This is a genomic window from Corynebacterium sp. Marseille-Q2823, assembly GCF_903645345.1.
Lineage (GTDB): Bacteria > Actinomycetota > Actinomycetes > Mycobacteriales > Mycobacteriaceae > Corynebacterium > Corynebacterium hiratae.
Map to the genome: position 1 here is coordinate 56,363 of NZ_CAHJXS010000001.1, position 14,353 is coordinate 70,715.

Genomic DNA, 14,353 nt, shown 5'->3' on the forward strand with positions numbered 1-14,353 from the left:
GTGCACATCCGGCTTTGGTAGTCTAAGGGGCTGTAGAAATCTCTTCTCGAAGGCCGACATTATGTCTCTTCCCACCGAGCAGTTGCTGCTCGAACGCTTTATGAAGCTCTCCATTGCTACTGCAGTGGCCACGATCGGGCTCAAGATTGTCGCTGCTGCGGTGACGGGATCGGTGGGCTTTCTTTCTGACGCCCTCGAATCTGGTGTGAACCTCGTCGCCGCCGTTGTAGGTTTTGCGGCTATTAAGATTGCGGCAAAGCCGGCAGACGCAAACCACCAGTTCGGCCACGGCAAGGCCGAATATGTTTCCGCGCTGGTGGAGGGTGCAATGATCTTCGTCGCTGCGGCGATGATTATCTACACGGCCATTCGCCGGCTTCTGGATCCGCAGCCACTGGAGCAGCCAGGGCTCGGACTCTTACTATCGCTCGTGGCCTCCCTGCTGAACCTGGGCGTCGGTCTTCTGCTTGTGCGCGCGGGTAAGCAATACCGTTCGGCCACCTTGCAGGCGGACGGGAGGCACTTGCTTACCGACGTCTGGACGTCCGTCGGCGTGATTGTCGGTATTGGAGCAGTGGCGTTGACAGGCTGGCTGTGGCTGGACCCCATCATCGCCTTTGCCGTGGGCCTCAACATTTTGTGGACTGGCTACAAGCTGCTCAAAGAATCGTTGAGCTCCCTGTTGTCGGAGTCCTTGCCCAAGAAAGAACACGCGCAGCTCGATGCCCTCCTCAACGAATTGGAGGAGTGTCATGACGTGGAGTTTACTTCACGCCGCACAGTGGCAGCAGGGCGCCAGCGCCTTGTGTACCTGACGATGGACGTGCCCGGCCAGTGGACGGTACTGCACTCGCACACCATCGCCGACCGCATCGAAGACGCCATTGACGAGCTTTTCCCTGGCGCCGAGGTATTCATCCACGTCGAGCCTGCAGGAACGGTTCATCGTCGGATTCTGCGCATGCCGTAATGCTTGCAGCTATCGCAGGCTGGCCACGCCGCGTCCGCCTTCCATTACCCACGGCCAACTCAGACCGTTCTTGGTGAGGACATTGACGCGGATCTCATCGGGGACAATCCAGTCCTTATTGGCGTAGCCCAGCAAGTATTCGTCGAACGCAGGCAGCTCGAGTCGTAGTTCTAGGGCAGTACGGATGTCCTCCGCAGAAACATCTTCCTGCCAAGTGGCCATCCAAAAGTCTTGGCCATCGTGGCGAGTGCGTCGAGCGTCTGCCGACTTCAAAGCTGTGGTGGCTTGAGTCTTGCTGAGCTTTGACCACGCTTGGAGGTCTTCTACCGAGACCGGACCATGACCTGAGATATACCGTTGACCAAGTTCGTGAAGGGGATGCGCGGGCTCGTGTTGGGCAACGGGAAGTGTATCAACGTGAAGAAAGGTTTCCTGGTTGCCGTCCTTGGGGCCTTGGACGAGGTCACCTGCACCACCGAAGGCACGCAGTAAGTGGGAGCCGCGACCTTCTGTGGGATCCACACCTGTCTCGGCGAAAAGTTCATAGACCTGCGCGCGGGTTAAAGGTGTGGTGGCTGCGCTGTGAAGCGCTTCCGAGGCGGCTGCCACCATGTCTTCGCTCAGCCCCAAACTCGGCCGCCGAGATTTCTGGCTGGAAGCCATTCGTGGATAGAGGAGGCGGGACATCCAGCGGACGTCGGCAGCCGGCATGAAGTGCAGCGTGCCGCGCTGCGGCCAACAGCGCACCACGCGAAAGCGTGCTACGTCTTCGAGTACCTTTTGCTCATCGCAGCCGGCGCGAAGAGCAAGTGCTCTGATACCGGCATCGTAGGTCTGGCCCTGGAGGGCGAGCAGATGCTCGGCAACATCGAGGGCCGACGCCAGAGTCGGCCGCGCCGCCGATGGTGCAAGGCCTTGAGCAATGAGCCGACGAGCGAGAAGCTCATCGCGGGTAAGTTCCTTCATTGCTGTTTAGGTTAGAGTCGGAAGGTCTTCATCAGCTGCATGCCGGTGGACACCAGCTGACGGAAGCGCTCCGGGGAGATGTACTCCGAGGGCGCAAGCGGGTGTAGGCGTTGCTCGGCCACGGTGCGCTCATTGGCCCACAGGCGCATGCCGGTAATGCCGTGGCGGTGATTGAGGCCAGACTCCTTGACGCCGCCACCGGGTGCGGCGATGGAACCATACGCGGCGGCGAAGCCTTCGTTGATGTTGACCATGCCGGCCTCCAACTGGGAGGCCACCTTCCATGCGCGGCGGGAATTCCCGGACCACACCGATGCGGATAGGCCGTAGGTGGTGTCGTTGGCGAGCTGAATGGCCTCGGCGTCGGAACTCACCGCATACACCGCGAGCACTGGGCCGAAGGTTTCGGTGGCATAGAGATCCATCTCTGGGGTCACACCAGTCAACACGGTGGGTTCATAGAAGTAGGGCCCAAGGTCCGGCCGGGCCTTTCCGCCGTAGACCACGGTGGCGCCCTTGGACACGGCATCCTCCACGTGGGCTTTAACGGCATCGAGCTGGCGTTGCGAGGTCAGCGAGCCGATGGTGGCGGCATCGGAGAAAGCCGCGCCCAAAACCTGCTGGTCTAGGGCGTTCGTGAGTTCTGCAAGGAACTCCGCAAAGACGCTCTCGTGCACATAGGCGCGCTCGGCGGACATGCACAGCTGGCCGGAGGAAGAAAATGCAGTGCGCACCGCACCTTGGGCGGTGGACTTAAGGGGGGCGTCGTCAAGCACCAGCATCGGGTTCTTTCCACCCAGCTCCAGCATGGTGGGGATGAGGCGTCCGGCTGCCTGGGTAGCGATGGACTTGCCGGCCTTGGTGGAACCGGTAAAGGAGAGGCCATCCACCAGCGGCACGAGGGCATCGCCCACCTCCGCACCGCGGCCGGGAACCAGCTGCCAGGCCGCCTCCGGCAGGCCCGCCTCGATGGCTAGGCGTCGCAGCAGAATCGCCGTCAGCGTGGTCTGAGAATCCGGTTTGTGGACCACGGCATTACCAGCCGAGAGGGCTGCCAGAACATCGCCAACACCGAGGGACAGGGGATAGTTCCACGGAGAGATAAGCCCCACCACGCCCAGCGGGTAATGCTGGGTGCGGGTCTTAGTCAGCACGGGAAGCGCGCCGGGGTGGCGGTCAGCGCCGAAAGCTTTGCGGATATTGACCGCGTAGAAGCGCGCGCAGTTATACAGATCCATCAGCTCGTCATAGGCATGGGAGCGGGACTTGCCGTTTTCTGCCTGGATGAGATCGAGGATGAGCTCCTCATTCTCGTGAACGAGGTCGTGCAGGCGCAGCAGGATGGCGGCGCGGTCACCTTGGCCAACGCCCGCGCGCGCATAGTTGACGGCTTTCTCGACGTCCCCGGCGGTGGCGACAGGGAAGCTAAAGAGATCCTCACCGCTAAAAGGCGCGTGAGCCTGGTGCTGCTCACCCGTGCCGCGAACATCGCGGGCGGGGTCCGTGTCTAAGAAATTGAGCACTCGCTGGGGCAGACGGGTCTGAGTGAAGGTCTTCATGCGGTCTATTGTCCCAAAAATATGCGAGGCCGCTATAGATTTTTCGAGATTTGTCTCACAAACTAAATTAATCGTGGTTAGGATGACGCTATGCCAATCCTCGCGACCACTCCACAGGCCCAGGTCCGCGCGGCCGTTGAGCCGCTCGTCAGATCTGGAGAAAGCCCAGCGCCCGTAGGCGTTATTGACCTCGCCGCGTTCGACTACAACGCTGCACAGATGCCGACTCGTGCCGGGGGACTACCCATCCGCGTGGCCTCGAAGTCGATCCGCAGCGTGGCAGCACTTCGTCGTGCCCTCGAGCACGGGGGCTACCGTGGCATCCTCGCCTATTCCGTTCCAGAAGCGCTCCATCTGGTGGGAGAGGGCTTCCGCGACATCGTGGTGGCCTACCCGAGCGTCAACCGTAAGGCCCTGCGTGAGCTCGCAGCGTCTGACACCGCGCGCGAGTCCATCACCGTCATGGTGGATAGTGTCGAACTCTTAGGCCTGCTTGAGGGCTCCCTGCGTGTGGCCATCGACATTGATTGCACCCTTCACTTGCCGGGCGCGGTTGTGGGCCCGCGGCGCTCACCCGTGCGTACGCCGGAACAGGTCTCGGTGCTTGCGCGCGAGATTCTTCGGCGCGGGCACCGGCTTGTCGGTCTCATGGCCTATGAGGGGCAAGTGGCATCCGTTGCGGATGGCCTGCCGGGTCCGGTGGGAGCGGTCAAGCGCTGGCTGCGCACCAAGTCCATGGCGGACTTGGCCCCGCGACGCCGAGCCTGCGTGGAGGCCGCGCGGGAGGTAGCGGACATCGAATTCGTCAACGGCGGGGGCACGGGCAGTCTCCAAGAATCCGCGGCCGAAGGAACCTTGACCGAGCTGGCCGCTGGCTCCGGTTTCTACACGCCCGCTATCTTCGATGACTTCACCGGCATCAACCATAAGGCAGCAGCGTTCTTCGTTTGCCAGGTCTCCCGCGTTCCCGCGCCGGGCTGGGCCACGGTCAACTCCGGAGGCTGGATTGCCTCCGGGCCACCCGCGAAGGATCGCGTCCCGGTTCCGGTGTGGCCGCAGGGACTTCACTACTCCAGCACCGAAGGCGCCGGGGAAGTGCAGACACCTCTCCGAGGCGTGGATATGAACGTCGAGGATCTGGTGTGGTTCCGCCATGCCAAGGCCGGCGAAATGACAGAAAACGTCGACCACCTTCTAGCTGTCGGACCTGACGGCGTTGATGTCTGGGACACCTATAGAGGACAAGGATGGACACTCCGATGACAACATTTAGTAATTGGGCAGGGTCGGTCACCACGAAACCACAGGAGTTTGTACAGCCCTCCCGCATAGACGAGATCCCTGGAATTATTAGCCGCTCCCGCAGCGTGCGTGCTGTGGGCGCTGGTCACTCTTTCACTCCCATTGCGGCGGGGGAGGAGACGATGCTCAATCTTGATCACATAAGTGGTCTGGTGAGCGTCGATAAGCAGCGCAAGCGCGTCCGTTTTCTGGCGGGTACTCGGTTACGTGATGTCCCAGCCCTTCTGCGCCCCTTCGGGCTTGCCCTGGCTAACCAGGGTGATGTGGACCCGCAATCGCTGGCGGGCGCGATTTCGACCTCGACCCACGGCACTGGTATTGATTACACGGGCTTTGCGGGCACGGTCACTGGGCTGACGCTTATCGACGCCGACGGCAACACCCGCAGCTATTCCATCGACGAAGACCCAGAACTCCTTCGTCTCGTGGTCGTCAGCGTCGGTGCGCTTGGTGTGGTTGTCGAAGTCGAAATGCAGTGCGTGGATGCCTTCGACCTGCTGGCGGAAGAATCTGGCATTGCCTTCGATGAGTTGATGGATAATTGGGAGGAGCTCTCTCGGGGCGTCGACCACTTCGAGTCCTACTGGTTCCCGCACACTGACCGCGCGATGGTCAAGGCCAACACGCGCCTCGAACCGAACGGGGAGCGCCGCTCACGCCTTAAGGCGCTTATCGACGATGAGCTCATCGGCAATGGCGCCTTCGCCGCAGCCCTGGCTCTAGGGCGTCTTATTCCGGGGACGATTCCGACGCTCAACAAGTTCGCCACCTCGGTTATCTCTCATAACCGCTACCGTTCAGCTGCTCACGACGTGTTCGTCAGCCCGCGGCGGGTTCGCTTCCACGAGATGGAGTACGCAGTGCCGCTTGCCGACGGCCCCGCCACCGTCCGCGAAATCCGCCGCTTCATCGACGAACAGGGTTGGCGCATCGGGTTTCCGATGGAACTGCGCACGACGGCCGCGGATGACGTTGCACTGTCAACGGCATCGGGCCGCGAATCGATGTACATTGCCTTCCACATTCCACGTGCGCTTAATCCGCGGGACTACATGCCCAAGCTGGAGCCCATTCTCCGCGCAGCAAGTGGGCGCCCGCACTGGGGCAAGATGAACTCCTTGTCCCGTAAGGATTTTGCTCAACTTTATACAAGATTTGATGAGTTCTGCGAGCTGCGCGAAAAGATGGACGCGAATTGGAAATTTGGTTCCCCATACCTGCGGAAACTGTTCGGATAGGGGCGTCGTTAAGCGTGTCGCAACTCTGATGGTGGATTCGAAAGTATCTCTGATCTTTGGTAGCGTGTGGAAGTCTTAATTCCATAACGCTATTGAAGAAGGTGTCTCAAACGTCCTCTGAATCCCGTTCCCTTATCACGCCGACATTCGTGTTCGCGTGGTTGGTAAATTTCGCCCAGTTTACGGTCTTCTATCTGCTCGTGACCATCATGGCGCTCTATGCCGTCGAGCAGTTTCAAGCTTCGGATACGGCGGGCGGGTTTGCCTCAAGCGCCTTCGTGGTGGGGGCGACGATTGCCCGCCTCTTTTCGGGCTACATCGTGGATGCTGCTGGGCGGAAGCGTTCGCTGGTCATCTCCCTCATCGTGGTGGCTGTGGCGATGGCGCTGTATTTCCCGGCTCAGTCTCTGCCACTGCTGTTTGCCGTCCGTATCGTGCACGGCTTCGGTTATGCGGTGGCGTCGACGGCTGTGATGGCCGTGGCGCAATCGGTTATCCCGGACCATCGCCGCGCAGAAGGGACCGGCTACTTTGCCCTGGGGACGACGCTGGCTACAGCTTTTGGTCCTGCGGCTGGCCTAGCGATTGTCCACAATGCTGGCTATAACTCCGTGTTTCTAGTGGCGCTGACGCTCACAGTGGTGGCCTTGGGGCTGGGGCTCGTCGTCAAGGCGCCCGTGCAGGAACAACGTAGCGTGACCTTCTCGCTGGGGAATATCGTGCACCCAGCGGTGGCACCCTTCGGTGTCTTTATCCTGTTTGTAGGTGTTGCCTACACCGGAATCATTACCTTCCTGAATGGTTACTCCTCCTCCGCTGGCCTAGAGAAGGGCGCGAGCTACTTCTTCTTGGCTTATGCGGTGGTGAGCCTCATCCTGCGATTTATTCTGGGCAAGCTGCAGGATCGTCGCGGTGACAACATCATCATCTACTCCTCGCTCGTCTTCTTTATTGCCGGCTTGGCTGTTCTGGCTTCGGCTGGTGCTGATTGGCAGATTGTTGCTGCGGGGGCCTTGGTAGGTATCGGATATGGCTCTATCCTGCCGGCGGGTCAGGCTATCGCTGTGCGCCTGGTGCCGATGCACGAGATGGGCGCGGGGATCTCAACCTTCTTCTTGTTGTTGGACATAGGCATCGGTTTCGGTCCGATTCTGCTGGGGCAGGTTATCTCCGCGACCGGGTACTCCGCCATGTACTGGGCGCTGGCGGCTTTGATGGTGGTGGCCGCGGTGGTGTACTTCTTCGTTCATGGGCGCAAGGATATTGCGCGCGGTGACGTGCGCTACGAATAGATTCCTCGTCGGTGACTTCTCCACTGGGTGAGGTCGAACGTGCAGTCTAAACCTGGGGTTGATACCCCCGTTTATAGTAACGACTTGACATGAATTTAGCGCTAACTATGGCTATGCGGGGTGTGTGGTACTAGAATCATGGTTAGAACATTTCTTCTAACTCATGTTGATCTCGGGGGAGATACCCATGACCACTGTCACACGTCCACCAACCTTCTTCTTTTCCACCACCAACCCTAATAATCCACATGCGATGGCCCGTGCTCAAGCACGAAGAGCCACCTATAAAACCTGGGTCGGGGCCATGCCCAGCCTGCACGCCGATATCAACACCACCGCACTATCCCTAGTGGCGGCCTGGTCGCTGCCGGAAGGCCATATTAAATCCGGCCTGCGTGCTATCCACCGGCTAGAGAGTCTGCCGAAAGTCAAAGCCATACAAGACACCCACTGCCTGCTGGATATTGAATCCTTGATCGCTATTGATCAGCCCATGTCAGCACTGACAGCCTTGACTGATGAAACCCTAGACTTCATCGACACCCTCCTGGCTGACTTCTTTACCCCGACCAAGCCGAACCAGGCTTTTCCTACACGTAGTCAAATCAGGCGCAAAGTCCGCGATATTTGTAAAACCCTGGATGATTCCATCGCCTACCAAGATACCCGGCCTAAAGATACGTACCGGTTTTCTTCTAACGGCACCTCAGCGTGGTTGGAACTGCAGGTTGGGGAAGACACCGGCATTAAACTCGATGCCTTCATCCACACAACCGCTGCTAAAGAAAACATCACTGTCCCTGAGGCAGTCATCAAACTGCTTTCCGGTGAGATTAAGCCACCAGCTGAGGTGGTGCTCCACACCTACCAGGCCTGCGATATTGAGGATGCACCCACCTTTATTGAAGGCTTCGGCTGGCGGGCTAAGCCCATGCCACATGATAAGACTCGGGATTTAACCGGTGAGGTCGCCGAAGCCGACGGCTACCAACCAGGAATCATCATGCGCAAGCATGTCGAAGGCCGCGACGGTACCTGCCGGGTCGGCGGCTGCGACGAGCCTGCTTTTCTCAGCCAGTTGGATCACCGACACAACTGGGCTGAAGGCGGGCCAACCCACCCGAAGAACCTGGCGTGTTTATGCCAAGGTCATCACAACATGAAAACCGATGGCACCCTTAAATACCTGCTGGACCCCTACAGCGGGGATGTCATCTGGCTATATGAAGACGGTACCTGGACAATTACCGAAGCCGAAGGGCCACTTGCACCCAAGCAGAAACGGTGGGCACAAACAGTCGCCCAACACATCACCGCCACCAGGAAACGCGTGCGCGAGGAAGCCCAACTATTGAAACAAGAACTCGACGACTACGCACAACAACAAGCCAAAACCAAAGCCGAAGCCGAGGACGCGGACAACACCGACACAGATGACGGCACCGACGACATCCCCTTCTAAACCCCGCCGTCGTCTCAAACGACGAAGAACTCGGACACACCCCTCAAAGCTGAACCCAGACTCGTCGTTTCAAACGACGAGACCACACCAAGGTAACTGAAAGGAAAAGAGAAAGAGCAAGACTACGAACAAACGTCGTCGAATTAAACGACGATCCTGCCTGGTGCTGAATGGGGCCTAGCCCTGCGCGTCGTCTGAAACGACGAATGCGGATTGCTAGCGGTCGGGAGACTTAAGCTGCCTCTGGAGCTCAAGTGTGGGTTGTTGGTGGTAGTTATTACCAGGTGTCGGTGAGGGGAATGGACTAGACCTCTTTTAGGCGATTCCGCTTGGAGGCGAAGAGAACGCCTCCCCCGGTGATGATTGCGGCGGCAACAAGGTAATACGCCGGGGCGAGTTGGTTGTCTGTTTTGTCAATAAGCCAGGTGGCGATCATTGGCGCGGTGCCGCCGAAGACAGCGTTAGCTGTGTTGAAGGTGAGTGCAAAGCCGGAAAGGCGAACATGGGTGGGGAACTGTTCGGAGAGGAAGGAGGGGAGGACGCCGTCGTTAAGCGCAAGCACGCCGCCGAGGCACACCTGGATGATGATGACCAGGAGAATCCCAGCGCCGTCCAGGAGCATGAAGGCAGGGACAATGAAGACTCCCATGAAAAGTGCAGCACACAGCATGGTCGTGCGGCGGCCCAGACGGTCTGATAGCAGGCCGGTGAGAAGCGCGAAGCCGACATAGAACGCGGAAGCGACGGAAGACGCTATGAAGGCAGGTGTTTCCGCCATGCCCAGCTCCTGGGAGAGGTAGGTCGGCAGGTAAGTCAGGATGACATAGAAACCAATGGCGTTGAGAACTGCGCCCGAGAAAGCAATTGCCAGGGCCTTGGGATATTTGATGACCTCGCGAAGAGGGGACTCCTCCGTGTTATCTTGATTCTCAAAGCGAGAAGACTCGTCGGCGTTGCGGCGAATCCACAGGCCGTAAAGGCCCAGAGGTAGTGCGATGAGGAAGGGGACGCGCCAACCCCAGGAGATGAGGGCATCGTCGTCAAGCACGCCCGTGAGTAGTGCTGCGATGAGGGAGCCCAGTAGCAGGCCGGATGCCGTGGCGGAAGGCACGATTGCGGCGTAGATTCCCCGCTTATGCGTCGGGGCGATTTCTGCGAGGTGCGTGGCTGCGCCGGCATACTCGCCAGCCGCGGAGAAACCTTGGACCATGCGCGAAAGTAGAAGCAGCAGGGTGGCGACGAATCCGATGGTTTCATAGCTGGGGAGGAAGCCGATCACGGCTGTCGCCAGCGACATCATCGTGATCGATACCGTCAGGGTTTGAATTCGTCCGTGTTTGTCACCAAAGTGTCCCCACACAATTCCGCCGAGCGGGCGGACGAGGAAGGAAAGCGCAAAGAGTGCGAATGTCATGATGAGCGCGCGGCGCCCCTCCATCTCCGGGAAGAAGACCCGGGAGATAATGGCCGACATATAAATGTAGGCCGCATAGTCGAACCATTCGATGAAGGTTCCTATGAAGGACGCCTTGATAGCGCTGCGGTGTTGTGTGGAATTGGGGTCTGGTGGTGCTTGGGTTGACGTGGACATAGCTTCCACCGTACAGAAACTATGTGTGTTTCACGTCACTTAATTCCTGAACGTTCACGCTTTCCCGCTCGTTCTCATCAGCGTTCATGATGTCATTGACGCCGCCCTCGGCAGCATCCCAGGTTGCTTGGTCTTGGATGCCGGCGCGCTTGGCGACGATCGTGGCACACAGTGCCTGACCGGTGACATTGACGGCGGTGCGGCCCATATCGATGATGGGCTCGATGGCGAGCAAGAGGCCGACGCCTGCCAGCGGGAGGCCCAGCGTGGAGAGTGTCAGTGTCAACATGACGGTGGCGCCTGTCGTGCCGGCAGTAGCTGCGGAACCAATGACGGAAACGAAGATGATGAGAAGGTATTGGGTCGGGGAAAGATCAATTCCGTAGAACTGAGCGATGAAGATGGCGGCGATAGCCGGGTAGACGGAAGCACAGCCGTCCATCTTCGTGGTAGCGCCGAGCGGGATGGCGAAGGAGGCGTATTCGCGAGGCACACCCATGGCCCTCTCCGTAAAGCGCTGGGTAACCGGCATGACTCCCATAGAAGAACGGGTGACGAAACCGAGGGAGAATACTGGCCATACGCGCTTGTAGAAGCCAATGATTGGAATGCGGTTGAACGCGAGGACGGCAGGGTAGACCACAACAATGACAAGGGCGAGTCCGACATACATCGCGAGGACGAACTTGCCCAAGGAGCTCAGCGCATCCCAGCCATAGGTGGACACGGCTTTACCGATGAGGGCGGCGGTGCCAATCGGGGCGAGACGGATGATCCACCAGAGGACCACCTGGATGACCTTCAGGAAGGATTCGGTAAAGCGCAGGAAGGGATCGGCGGCTTTACCAGCCTTGACGGCGGCGATGCCCAAGGCCAAGGAAATAACTAGAAGCTGAAGTGCTCCAAAGCTGAGGGAGATTTCACCGTCGCTCAGCGAAGCTTTGAGTCCAAAGAAGTTGGCGGGGACGAGTTGCTGGAGGAATGCGGTCCAGGAGCCAACGTTGGAAGGATCGGCGGCGGTGGAGGCGTCGACAGTCGTGCCTACGCCTGGCTTCATCACGAGGGCGACGAGAATGCCAGCCAAGACGGAGAAGAAGGCCGTGATAGCGAACCATACGAGGGTGGAGATTGCCAGCGAGGCGGCGTTAGCCACCTTGCGCAGGTTAGCAACCGAGGTGACGACGGCCGCGAAGATGAGCGGCGGGACCATCACCTTGAGCAATTGGACGTACGCGCCGCCGACGCCGGACAGGGTATCGGAGAGCCACGTGGACTCCATGCCGGAAGCGATGAATCCGAGAATCAGGCCAATAATAAGGCCGGCGATGACTTGGGCGCCAAAGCCGGTGGCCCAAGAGGGCAGCGTGCGCGAGGATGCGCGGGAGGAAGTGTCGGACACGAGATTTTCCTTCTAGACAGTGTTGTATAGAAATGGACCATTTAGTTCGGTACTCTCATACCGATCGGTTCACTAGAGCTTATAACACCGTACGCTGCCCAGAAATTCCCCTGCAAATTATGGGATGCGCTTGGTCCACTCGTCGTTGAGGAACTTGGTGTCGACGAGGTGGCGGGCGGTGGCGAGTGTGTCGTCGGAAAGCTCAGCGTCGACGGCGCTGTAGCGGGTAGCGAACTCGCGTGCCATGGTTTCGATGATTTCCTCGCGCGGCACGCCGGTTTGGCGGCGCAGCGGGTCCACGCGCTTCTTAGCGCTGGCTAGGCCCTTCGACGAGACTTTGACCTTGCCGATGCGCAAGACCTCCATCATCTTGTCCGCATCGATGTCATAGCTCATCGTGGTGTGGTGGAGAACCGCGCCCTTGCGGCGCTTTTGGGCGGCACCGCCAATCTTTCCGCCGTCCGAGGTGATGTCATTAATCGGCACGTACCAGGCATTGACGCCAAGCTGTCCGAGCGCCGAGAGAACCCATTGATCTAGATACTCGTAGCTAGCCTCGTAGGAATAACCGGCCACGAGCGACTCCGGGGCGTACAGGGAATAAGTCACACAGTTGCCGCCCTCCATGAACATTGCGCCACCACCGGAGATTCGGCGTACTGGAACGATGCTGTGCTTGTCGACGCCCTCCTGGTCCAACTCGTTGGAATAAGACTGGTAGGAACCGAAGACTACGGCGCGGTCTTCCCATTCCCAGAAGCGGAGCGTAGGACCGCGTTTTCCTTCCGCGACTTCGTTGAGGAGGACCTCATCGAGGGCGACGTTGACTGGGGTCGGGAGAACTCCTGGGCGCAGGATCTCCCAGTTGTGGTCGGTGAAATCGGTACCGCCCGACAGGGCACGCTTGGCTGTGACTGCCAGGTTGTGTGTGTTAAAGCCGTGAAGGGCCACGGGTGAATCGATTCGCGCAAGGGCAGCATCGAGGCGGGATTGGATTTCTTCTGTCGAGGTGGCTGTAGTGATGCCGACCAGCGCTGGGGCTAGCGCCTCGTAGGCTTCTTCGGGTTCGAGGAAGAAATCGCCGGAGACCTTGGCTGCGGTTACGGCATTGTCGCCGTCAATGTCGATATCGACGACGAGTAGTTTGCCGCCGGGGACTTTGAGTTCGAAGTGTTTCGTTTGGTTCATGATGTTCAGGCTACTCAATGATGGCTATGTGGCGATTGATGAAGTAGACCATTTAGCAAATGTGGAAATTGAGACGGGGGTAGCTAACGTTTATTGGTTGTGCCTGTGAATGGCGTAGTGGGTTGCGTAGAGGATGGTTGTTGGGTGCTGTTCTGTGGGTGCAAGTTAGTTTCTCTATGCCTTGGCCTGGATGTGGGGCAAGGGGCGGGTTGGCGCGCTTTTGAGATGTGTAAACGGGCTCGTAATCTAATCGTTATAGCTAATGTGACCTGCGGTTAAGTGCAATTTTAGCGGCGGAAAGGACTGCCGCGGTGGCGCATTGTTGTTTCATCCGTATGGTGGGTGACAGCGCAAACGAAATAGCAAATCGCTCCACATTTCCCTTGACTTGTGGGGGTGGTGGTGCTAGCTGTGGTTTGCCATCGCGATATAGACCAAATATAGAAAGGTTTAGAGAAACAATGGGTAAGAACATCAAGGATCTGTTTAACGCAACCGCATACGACAAGGCCGGCGAGAAGCTGGGCTCTGTCAAGGAGGTCTTCGTCGACGAGCAGTCCGGTCAGCCGACCTTCGTTGAGGTCAACCACGGTCTGTTCGGTATGAGCTCCAGCTTGGTTCCGCTCCGTGGTCACGATTTCACCGGTGATGAGCTCAAGCTGGCCTTCTCCAAGGACCGCATCGAGAACGCACCGGACTTTGACTCCGATAAGCCGCTGACTCCTGAGGCGCAGGCGGACATCTTCAAGCACTACGACCTCGAGAACGCACAGGACGTAACCACCTACCGTGACGAGCGTGATGAGCGCGCTGGCGTTGCCGGTGCTGGCGTAGCTGGCGCTGGTGTTGCCGGTGCTGGTGCAGGTGCACACGCTAAGGATGAGACCGAGCGCGCCGCTGTCTCCGACAATAGCGTCACCAACAACGAGGGCGAGGTTATCCGCTCCGAGGAGCGCTTGGACGTCAACAAGGAGCGCGTGGCCACCGGCGAGGCGCGCCTGCGCAAGTACGTCGTGACCGATACCGAGACCGTCGAGGTTCCGGTTGAGCGCGAAGAGGTTCGCGTCGAGCGCACCCCGATTTCCGAGGCTGACGCTGCCAACTACACCGGCACCATCGGTGATAACGGCGCGGAGGAAGCCTCCGTTACCCTGCACGAAGAGCGCGTGAATGTAGAGAAGAAGACCGTCCCGGTGGAGAAGGTTAACCTTTCCAAGGAGACCATCAAGGACACCGAGACCCACACCGAGGATCTGCGCAAGGAGCAAATCGATACCGACGGCATCACCGAGACCCGCAAGTAATCTCGGTTAAGGGCTAAGAGGCTGGAGCTGCAAAGCTCCAGCTTTTCGCGTTTTGGGTTTGTTCAGTATTTTCTGGTCTTGA

General features: G+C 58.9%; 11 protein-coding genes. 6 read left to right on the forward strand and 5 right to left on the reverse strand.

All coding sequences use genetic code 11. From position 1 onward, the window contains the following. Nucleotides 1-61 precede the first annotated feature (61 nt). Nucleotides 62-970 (forward strand): cation diffusion facilitator family transporter, encoded by a 909-nt coding sequence (locus HWX44_RS00265; protein WP_254868067.1) that lies wholly within the window; start codon nt 62-64, stop codon nt 968-970. A 9-nt stretch (nt 971-979) separates the two neighbouring features. Here HWX44_RS00265 and HWX44_RS00270 read toward each other — a convergent pair whose 3' ends face one another. Together HWX44_RS00270 and HWX44_RS00275 are read right to left on the reverse strand one after the other, a co-directional pair. Further along, on the reverse strand, nt 980-1,936 hold the full coding sequence (locus HWX44_RS00270; RefSeq protein ID WP_175972781.1) for a DNA glycosylase AlkZ-like family protein: 957 nt from the start codon (nt 1,934-1,936) through the stop codon (nt 980-982). A gap of 11 nt (nt 1,937-1,947) precedes the next feature. After that, complete coding sequence (locus HWX44_RS00275; protein ID WP_175972782.1) at nt 1,948-3,495, reverse strand: succinic semialdehyde dehydrogenase; 1,548 nt, start codon at nt 3,493-3,495, stop codon at nt 1,948-1,950. Nucleotides 3,496-3,585: 90 nt separating this feature from the next. Between HWX44_RS00275 and HWX44_RS00280 the strand changes: the two genes are divergently transcribed. The 4 genes from HWX44_RS00280 (at nt 3,586) to HWX44_RS00295 (ending at nt 8,789) form a co-directional block, all read left to right on the forward strand. Continuing rightward, on the forward strand, nt 3,586-4,758 hold the full coding sequence (locus HWX44_RS00280) for an alanine racemase (RefSeq protein ID WP_175972783.1): 1,173 nt from the start codon (nt 3,586-3,588) through the stop codon (nt 4,756-4,758). After that, nucleotides 4,743-6,035: a D-arabinono-1,4-lactone oxidase gene (locus HWX44_RS00285; RefSeq protein WP_444843276.1), complete on the forward strand. Its 1,293-nt coding sequence runs from the start codon at nt 4,743-4,745 to the stop codon at nt 6,033-6,035. Before HWX44_RS00280 ends, HWX44_RS00285 begins: the two co-directional genes overlap by 16 nt. 101 nt (nt 6,036-6,136) lie before the next feature. Beyond that, a complete protein-coding gene (locus HWX44_RS00290; protein WP_175972972.1) occupies nt 6,137-7,327 on the forward strand; it encodes an MFS transporter in 1,191 nt (396 codons plus the stop codon). A gap of 187 nt (nt 7,328-7,514) precedes the next feature. Further along, complete coding sequence (locus tag HWX44_RS00295; RefSeq protein WP_175972785.1) at nt 7,515-8,789, forward strand: HNH endonuclease signature motif containing protein; 1,275 nt, start codon at nt 7,515-7,517, stop codon at nt 8,787-8,789. Between the two features lie 304 nt (nt 8,790-9,093). Here HWX44_RS00295 and HWX44_RS00300 read toward each other — a convergent pair whose 3' ends face one another. From HWX44_RS00300 to HWX44_RS00310, 3 genes are all read right to left on the reverse strand, one after another. Further along, nucleotides 9,094-10,380 carry an MFS transporter gene (locus HWX44_RS00300; RefSeq protein ID WP_175972786.1) on the reverse strand — a complete coding sequence of 429 codons (1,287 nt, stop codon included), beginning with the start codon at nt 10,378-10,380 and terminating at the stop codon, nt 9,094-9,096. A gap of 19 nt (nt 10,381-10,399) precedes the next feature. Next, nucleotides 10,400-11,779 (reverse strand): dicarboxylate/amino acid:cation symporter, encoded by a 1,380-nt coding sequence (locus HWX44_RS00305; protein ID WP_175972787.1) that lies wholly within the window; start codon nt 11,777-11,779, stop codon nt 10,400-10,402. 117 nt (nt 11,780-11,896) lie between these two features. After that, entirely contained in the window at nt 11,897-12,967 is a 1,071-nt protein-coding gene (locus tag HWX44_RS00310; RefSeq protein WP_175972788.1) for a lipoate--protein ligase family protein, read from the reverse strand. A 461-nt stretch (nt 12,968-13,428) separates the two neighbouring features. Here HWX44_RS00310 and HWX44_RS00315 point away from each other — a divergent pair, with 461 nt between their 5' ends. Further along, complete coding sequence (locus HWX44_RS00315) at nt 13,429-14,271, forward strand: PRC and DUF2382 domain-containing protein (RefSeq protein ID WP_070516786.1); 843 nt, start codon at nt 13,429-13,431, stop codon at nt 14,269-14,271. Nucleotides 14,272-14,353: the final 82 nt, after the last annotated feature.

Bases quoted from the DNA above. Each gene is read 5' to 3' on its own strand.
- HWX44_RS00265 (WP_254868067.1), top strand. From the start codon at position 62: ATGTCTCTTCCCACCGAGCAGTTGCTGCTCGAACGCTTTATGAAGCTC.
- HWX44_RS00270 (WP_175972781.1), bottom strand. From the start codon at position 1,936: ATGAAGGAACTTACCCGCGATGAGCTTCTCGCTCGTCGGCTCATTGCT.
- HWX44_RS00275 (WP_175972782.1), bottom strand. From the start codon at position 3,495: ATGAAGACCTTCACTCAGACCCGTCTGCCCCAGCGAGTGCTCAATTTC.
- HWX44_RS00280 (WP_175972783.1), top strand. From the start codon at position 3,586: ATGCCAATCCTCGCGACCACTCCACAGGCCCAGGTCCGCGCGGCCGTT.
- HWX44_RS00285 (WP_444843276.1), top strand. From the start codon at position 4,743: ATGGACACTCCGATGACAACATTTAGTAATTGGGCAGGGTCGGTCACC.
- HWX44_RS00295 (WP_175972785.1), top strand. From the start codon at position 7,515: ATGACCACTGTCACACGTCCACCAACCTTCTTCTTTTCCACCACCAAC.
- HWX44_RS00300 (WP_175972786.1), bottom strand. From the start codon at position 10,380: ATGTCCACGTCAACCCAAGCACCACCAGACCCCAATTCCACACAACAC.
- HWX44_RS00310 (WP_175972788.1), bottom strand. From the start codon at position 12,967: ATGAACCAAACGAAACACTTCGAACTCAAAGTCCCCGGCGGCAAACTA.
- HWX44_RS00315 (WP_070516786.1), top strand. From the start codon at position 13,429: ATGGGTAAGAACATCAAGGATCTGTTTAACGCAACCGCATACGACAAG.